Origin of the sequence: Solicola agrisoli (genome assembly GCF_049059935.1) — a bacterium.
GTDB lineage: Bacteria > Actinomycetota > Actinomycetes > Propionibacteriales > Nocardioidaceae > JAURVT01.
Map to the genome: position 1 here is coordinate 1 of NZ_JBMGQR010000127.1, position 6368 is coordinate 6368.

The following is a 6368-nucleotide window of genomic DNA, read 5'->3' on the forward strand; positions in this document are numbered from 1 at the left end:
GCCTGGTGGTCGTCGACGCACGCGGACGACAGCGCTTCTTCAGGCTCGCCGACGCCTCGGTCGCCGAGGCCCTGGAGCAGCTCGGGCGCCTGTGTCCCACGACCGAGGTGGCCTCCCTCCGTCGCTCGCGCGAGCAACGCGACCTCGCCCGCGCGCGGCTCTGCTACGACCACCTCGCCGGGCGGCTGGGCGTGGGTGTCGCCGAGGCCTGGGTCGCGTCGGGCTGGCTGGTCGGGCCCGACCTCGACCTGACCGACCGTGGTGCCGTCGCGATCGTCGACTGGGGCCTCGACGTCCCCGCGCTGGCGAGGGGTCGTCGTCCACTCACCCGGGCCTGCCCGGACTGGACCGAGCGGCGACCGCACCTGGCCGGGGCGCTCGGCGCGGCGCTCGCGCGTGGCCTGGTCGAGCGCGGGTGGGTGCGTCGACGTCGCGGCGGGCGTGGTCTCGACGTCACGCCGCTCGGCGAGGACGGCCTGCGCGAGTCCTGGGGTGTCGAGCCGGCCTGAGGCCCGCTACCAGAGCACCTCGTCCTTCGGCAGGACCTTCTCGGGTGCCCGGTCGCCGATGGTCTCGAGCAGGTCGATCTCGATCGTGCGGGCGATCGCCGTCATCGGGACGTCGTGGACGCTGTCGCGGAACGGGTCGGCCAGGTCGCGTCCCACCTGCACCGCGAGCAGGTACATGATCCCCACCAGGCCCGACCCGATCGGCGTCAGCCACAGCAGGTCCTGGACGATCGCGAACGGCAGCACGACGCAGAAGATCCTGGCGAAGAACGACGGCAGGAAGCGGTACTGCACCGGCAGCGGCGTGTTCTTGATCCGCTCGAGCCCTCCCTGTGAGTCCGCGAGCACGGCGAGCGTCCCCTCCAGCTGCACCCGGGGCAGCTGCTCGACCATGCCGCGCCGACGGGCCTCGGCGACGAGGGCGCCGATCTCGTTCAGGGCCGCGTTGGGGCGGTTGGTGGCCGCGCGGATGCGGTCGCCGGCCGCGCTGGTGGTGTACAGCTCCAGCTCGCGCGGCGGGTCCTGGCCGCGGAGCGAGGTGCGCAGGACGTGGACGTAGGCGACCTGGGTGCGCACGATCTCGTCGACCAGACCGGGACGCGCGTCGGCAGCGCCGGGGTCGAGGAGCGTCACCGCCTCGCGGCCGAGGTTGCGCGAGTGGTTGGTGATCGAGCCCCACAGCGTCCGTGCCTCCCACCACCGCGCGTACGAGGCGTTGACCATGAACCCCAGGAACAGGGCGACTGCCGTGCCGTAGAGCGTGTACTGGATGGTGATGTCGCGGAACCCCAGCCACCCGTGCATGTAGGCCCAGGTCACGGCCACGTCCCAGGCCAGCAGCAGGGCGACCGGTCCGGCGATGTTGCGCCACGCGAGCAGGGGCTTGGGCACACCCGAGACGATCATGCGACCAGTGTTCCGGAGCGGTGTGCATCGCACCCGGCGAGCCGCCGTCATGGTGAGCCCGATGACTTCGGCGGCCCAGGCCGGTCTGACGAGGTGACGACCACACCCGAGGGAGGCGACGACGTGGCTTCGACCTGGACGCGGGCGACGTCGCTGCCGGGACGCCGGGTCGGCCTCGCCATGGCGCTCGTGGTGGGCGGCCTGCACCTGCTCGGCGGCGGTCTGCTGCTCGTGGCCGCGTCCCGGCACGTCGACCTCGGCGGTGGGGAGGTGTTCGGGGTCGGCATCGGCGTCACCGCGTACCTGCTGGGCGTCCGGCACGCGTTCGACGCCGACCACGTGGCCGCGATCGACAACACGACGCGCAGGCTCGTCGGTGACGGCGGGAGGCCCCTGTCGGTGGGGTTCTGGTTCTCGCTGGGCCACTCCACGGTGGTGTTCGTGCTGTGCGCGCTGCTGGCCCTCGGCGTGCGGTGGCTGGCGCCCCAGGTGCAGGACGGCGGCTCGGGCCTGCAGCGGACCCTCGGCGTCGTCGGGGCCGGTGTGGCCTGCTCGTTCCTGCTCCTGGTCGGGCTCGCGAACGCGGTCGCGCTCGTGAGGCTGGCCGGCCTCGCGCGTCGCTCGGCGGACCACGGGATCGACCAGGCGGCGGTGGAGCGGCAGCTGCACCGCCGTGGGCCGATGAGCGCGGCGCTGCGTCCGGTGACCGCGCTGGTGCGGCAGCCGCGTCACCTCTACCCGGTCGGCCTGCTGTTCGGTCTCGGGTTCGACACGGCCACCGAGGTCTCGCTCCTGGTGCTGGCGGGCGGCGTGGCCCTGGCCCTGCCCTGGTACGCGATCATGGCGCTCCCGCTGCTCTTCGCCGCGGGCATGTCGCTGTTCGACACCCTCGACGGCGTGGTCATGCGCCACGCCTACGGCTGGGCCTACCAGGACCCTCACCGCCGGCTCGTCTACAACCTGGCCGTCACCGGCATCTCCGTCGCCTTGGCCGCGGGCATCGGGCTGGTCGTCCTGGCCGGGCTGGTCGAGTCGGTCGCCGCCCCGCGCTCGGGCCCGATCGCCTGGGCGGCCGGGCTGGACCTGGAGCTGGTGGGGGTCGTCGTGGCGGTCGGGTTCACGGTGGTCTGGCTGGTCGCGCTCGCCACGCGCTCCGCATCCTTCACCGAGGGTTCACCGCACGCCGTGCGGGGGACGGGGGAGCGCGGGTAGGTTCGGCGGGTGCGAGATCTCTACTACGACCAGCTCACCGAGGTCATCGACGACCTCGTCGCGATGACGTCGGCCGTCCAGACGGCGGTCGCCCAGGGCACCCGTGCCCTGCTCGAGGGTGACGTCGAGGTCGCCGAGTCGGTGATCGCCGGTCAGCCCGACGTCGCCGCCTCGCGCGACCTGATCGAGACCCGGTCGCTGGAGCTGATGGCCACCCAGGCGCCGGTCGCCACCGACCTGCGTCAGCTGGTCGCCGCGCTGCGCATGGTGGCGCACCTCGAGCGGGTGGGAGCGCTGTCGGCCCACATCGCCAAGATCGCCAGGTTGCGCACGCCCGAGCTCGCCGTGCCCGAGGGCCTGCGCCCCACCGTGGCCCGGATGGCCGAGGTCGCCGACGCGCTGATCGGCAACGCCGCCGCGGTCGTCTCGTCGCGCGACACCGACGCCGCGCTGGCGATGGTCGCCGAGGACGAGGAGCTCGACGACCTGCGTCGGTCGCTGCTGCGCTCGGTGCTCGGCAAGGACTGGACGCACGGGGTGGAGCCGGCGATCGACCTGGCGCTGCTGGGCCGCTACTACGAGCGGATCGGCGACCACGCGGTGTCGGTGGCGCGCCTGGTGGTGTTCCTGGCGACCGGCGAGCTCCCCGGCCGCGCCGACGACACGGGCGACGTCCTGCTCGGCGGGACCGTCGCCGACGTCTGACCCGTCGGCTGTCGTCGTCAGGCGTCGGTCGCGCCCTGGCGTGCGCGGAACGCGGCGACGGCGTTGCGGTTGGTGCACGTGGTGGAGCAGTAGCGGCGTGAGCGGTTGCGCGACAGGTCGACGACCACACCGTCGCAGTCGTCGTCGGCGCACACGGCCAGTCGGCTGAGCTCGTCGGCGCGGATGACGTCGATCATCGCCATCGCGGTCTCGACCGCGATCCGGGTGGCGAGCGGCGCGTCGGGGCCGACGGCGTGCACGTGCCAGCCGCTGTCGTCGTGGCACACCAGCTGCGGCAGCGCGGCCGACTCGGCGAGCAGGGCGTTGACCGTCCGGACCGCCGTCTCGTGGTCGGCGAGCAGGAGGTCGCGCAGTCGCGCGCGCAGGTCCCTGACGGCGTCCAGCTCGTCGCGGTCGAGGTCGAGGCGACCGCTGTAGCCGAACCGGCGGTAGAAGTCGTCGACGTCCTCGACGGTGGTCAGGGTGTCGGGCTCGAGCATCGTGTTCGCGAGGGTCGCCGCGGCCTGCAGGCTCGTCCGTGCGTCATTCGCCAAGACCATGTTGACACCTTACCTGGCCACTCCGTACCGTCATTCGTCATGAGCACTGTGACGAATGACAAGGACGTCTCGACGGCGGCGTCGCTGCGCGCGGGGCTGCTGGTGGCGGTCGTGTCGTCGGTGGCCTTCGGCCTCTCGGGGGTGCTGGCGAGCCCACTGCTGGACGCGGGGTGGAGCGCCGGGGCGCTGGTGCTCGTCCGCATCGGTGTCGCGGCGGTGTGCGTGCTCCCGCTCGGCGTCGCCGCGCTGCGCGGCCGGTGGGACCTGCTGCGCCGCAACGTCCGCGTGCTGGTCGCCTACGGCGTGCTCGCCGTGGCCGGCACGCAGTTCTGCTACTTCGCCGCGCTGTCGTACATGGAGGTGGGGCCGGCCCTGCTGATCGAGTACACGGCGCCGGCCGCCGTCGTCGTGTGGTGGTGGGTGCGTCACGGGCAGGCGCCCAGCGCGCTGACGGTCGCCGGTGCGGCGCTCGCCGCGACGGGTCTCGTGCTCGTGCTCGACGTGGCCTCGGGCGCCGAGGTGAGCGTGCCCGGCGTGCTGTGGGCACTGGGCGCGATGGTCGGGGTCGCGTCCTACTTCATCATCTCGGCCGACACCTCGAACGGGCTGCCGCCCATGGTGCTCGCCGCCGGCGGTCTCCTCGTCGGGGCGCTGGTGCTCGCCCTGCTCGGCGTGGTCGGGCTGATGAGCCTCGACGCCTCGACCGCACCGGTGTCCTACGCGGACGTGGAGGTCCCGTCCTGGCTCGCGCTCGTGGCGCTCGGCGTCGTCACGACGGCCGTCGCGTACACGACGGGCATCGTGGCGGGGCGCTGGCTCGGCTCACGACTGATGTCGTTCGTCGGACTGCTCGAGGTGGTCGCCGCGGTCGGCCTCGCCTGGCTGCTGCTCGACCAGGCCCCGCGCGCGGTGCAGCTGGTCGGTGGCCTGCTCGTTCTCGCGGGCGTCGTCGCGGTCAAGCTGGGCGAGAGGGCCCCCGTGCGGTCGTGAGGGCCCGGTCCGTCGGGTCGACCCCGATGACTCCCGGCGCCGAGCACGGTCGGTCCCTGGTGAGCCGACGACGAAGGAGACGCGCATGTTCGACCTGGGACCCGCCGCACACGAGATGACCCGGCTGGTGGCGGGCGTCCGCGACGACCAGCTCGACGCGACGACGCCCTGCCCGGACTGGACGGTGGCCGACCTGCTCGCCCACGTGCACCAGTTCACCACCGTGTTCACCCAGAACGCCCGCAGGGAGGAGGTCCGGCCCCCGCAGACGCTCGTCGCCGACTGGCGCGAGGCGATCCCGTCCCAGCTCGACGACCTCGCCCGCGCCTGGCGGGACGAGGCGGCCTGGCAGGGCCGGGTCGCGGCGGGCGGCGTCGAGATGGACGCCGCCGACAACGCCGTCGTGGCGATCGAGGAGCTGACGGTGCACGCCTGGGACCTCGCCCGCGCGACCGGGCAGGACGTCAGGTCCGACGACGCCGACCTGGACGAGGTCGACCGCTTCTTCGAGCTGTTCGGCGAGGACCCGTTCGGTCCGGCGGTCGGCGCACCCCAGGGAGCCGGCCGCCTCGAGCGCATCGTCGCGCGCGCCGGCCGCGACGCCTCGTGGGTGTCGCACTGACCTCACGCGTCGTCGTCGGCGCCGGCCCGCGGACGCAGGGGTCGGTGGGCGTCCAGAAGACCTCGGGGTGCGCGACGGGCGAGTGGCGCTGCCGACGACCCCGTCGTTTGAGCCCTCACGGGGAAGTCAGCGCGTGCCCCGCTCCAGGTCCCCTCACCGGACGAGTCAGCGGTCGGGTCTTGCGGGACACCGCCTGCTCGCGCATCTCTGGCGTGTGGCGCTCGACTGCGTGCCCTGCCGGTCACGGTCTCCGTCGGACGAGCACGGGGTGGGCGATGACGTCGCACGACGGCCGGCTGACCCCGGTGCTGCGGTCGTCCTTCTCGTCCGACGACGAGGCCATGGTCACCGATTCCATCAGCCGGACGTACGCCGACCACCGGTCCCGCTTCGCGCCCATGCGTCACGGTGCGCACTTCTCGCTTCCTCGACATCACGCCGGTCTCGCCCGCGATGCTCCGCTTCTGGCGCTCGCCGGTCACGCTGACGTCAGGGGCGCTGGCGGACACCGACTCACCCCTGAGCTCGCCGCTGGTCGCCGACGACCTCGCCCGGACGGTGTCCGCCGCCGCCCTGCGCGTCTTCCCCAGCACGACGATGACCCGACCGCACGTGCCGGGACCCGGGAGGAGCACGCCCGCCACGGTCCGACAGGCGATGGCCCACATCGACGCCCACGCCCACCGGCCCCTGCCGTCGGCAGAGATCGCGGCCGCCGCGGGCACGAGCGTCGGCGCCCTGCAGCACGGGTTCCGTCGGCACCTGGACACGACGCCGACGGGGTACCTGGGGCGGGTGCGGCTCGAACGCGCCCACGAGGAGCTGCAGCGGGCCGACCCCACCCGAGGCGACACCGTCGCCGCC

The 6368-nt window shown here is 73.5% G+C and carries 9 protein-coding genes; 6 read left to right on the forward strand and 3 right to left on the reverse strand.

All coding sequences use genetic code 11. The features are described 5' to 3' along the window. Window positions 1-509, forward strand: a 509-nt coding sequence (locus ACI6PP_RS22685; RefSeq protein WP_421114003.1) for a transcriptional regulator, incomplete at its 5' end; no start/stop codon positions are given. Between the two features lie 6 nt (window positions 510-515). On the opposite strand, the gene ACI6PP_RS22690 is transcribed toward ACI6PP_RS22685, so the two are convergent. Then, window positions 516-1415: a bestrophin family protein gene (locus ACI6PP_RS22690; RefSeq protein ID WP_421114004.1), complete on the reverse strand. Its 900-nt coding sequence runs from the start codon at window positions 1413-1415 to the stop codon at window positions 516-518. 123 nt (window positions 1416-1538) lie between these two features. Here ACI6PP_RS22690 and ACI6PP_RS22695 point away from each other — a divergent pair, with 123 nt between their 5' ends. Both ACI6PP_RS22695 and phoU read left to right on the forward strand, forming a co-directional pair. Further along, on the forward strand, window positions 1539-2627 hold the full coding sequence (locus ACI6PP_RS22695; protein ID WP_421114005.1) for a HoxN/HupN/NixA family nickel/cobalt transporter: 1089 nt from the start codon (window positions 1539-1541) through the stop codon (window positions 2625-2627). A gap of 9 nt (window positions 2628-2636) precedes the next feature. Further along, complete coding sequence (phoU, locus tag ACI6PP_RS22700; protein ID WP_421114006.1) at window positions 2637-3332, forward strand: phosphate signaling complex protein PhoU; 696 nt, start codon at window positions 2637-2639, stop codon at window positions 3330-3332. 17 nt (window positions 3333-3349) lie between these two features. On the opposite strand, the gene ACI6PP_RS22705 is transcribed toward phoU, so the two are convergent. After that, the gene (locus tag ACI6PP_RS22705) at window positions 3350-3892 is read right to left on the reverse strand and encodes a CGNR zinc finger domain-containing protein (RefSeq protein WP_421114007.1); all 543 of its coding nucleotides are present in this window, start codon (window positions 3890-3892) and stop codon (window positions 3350-3352) included. A 39-nt stretch (window positions 3893-3931) separates the two neighbouring features. Here ACI6PP_RS22705 and ACI6PP_RS22710 point away from each other — a divergent pair, with 39 nt between their 5' ends. Together ACI6PP_RS22710 and ACI6PP_RS22715 are read left to right on the forward strand one after the other, a co-directional pair. Continuing rightward, the gene (locus ACI6PP_RS22710; RefSeq protein WP_421114008.1) at window positions 3932-4882 is read left to right on the forward strand and encodes an EamA family transporter; all 951 of its coding nucleotides are present in this window, start codon (window positions 3932-3934) and stop codon (window positions 4880-4882) included. A gap of 85 nt (window positions 4883-4967) precedes the next feature. Then, the gene (locus ACI6PP_RS22715) at window positions 4968-5504 is read left to right on the forward strand and encodes a TIGR03086 family metal-binding protein (protein ID WP_421114009.1); all 537 of its coding nucleotides are present in this window, start codon (window positions 4968-4970) and stop codon (window positions 5502-5504) included. A gap of 241 nt (window positions 5505-5745) precedes the next feature. Here the strand turns inward: ACI6PP_RS22715 and ACI6PP_RS22720 are convergent, their stop codons facing one another. After that, window positions 5746-5904, reverse strand: a complete 159-nt coding sequence (locus tag ACI6PP_RS22720; protein ID WP_421114010.1) for a hypothetical protein — start codon at window positions 5902-5904, stop codon at window positions 5746-5748. Between the two features lie 8 nt (window positions 5905-5912). Here ACI6PP_RS22720 and ACI6PP_RS22725 point away from each other — a divergent pair. Further along, a partial coding sequence (locus tag ACI6PP_RS22725) for a helix-turn-helix domain-containing protein (RefSeq protein ID WP_421114011.1) occupies window positions 5913-6368 on the forward strand: 456 nt, incomplete at its 3' end.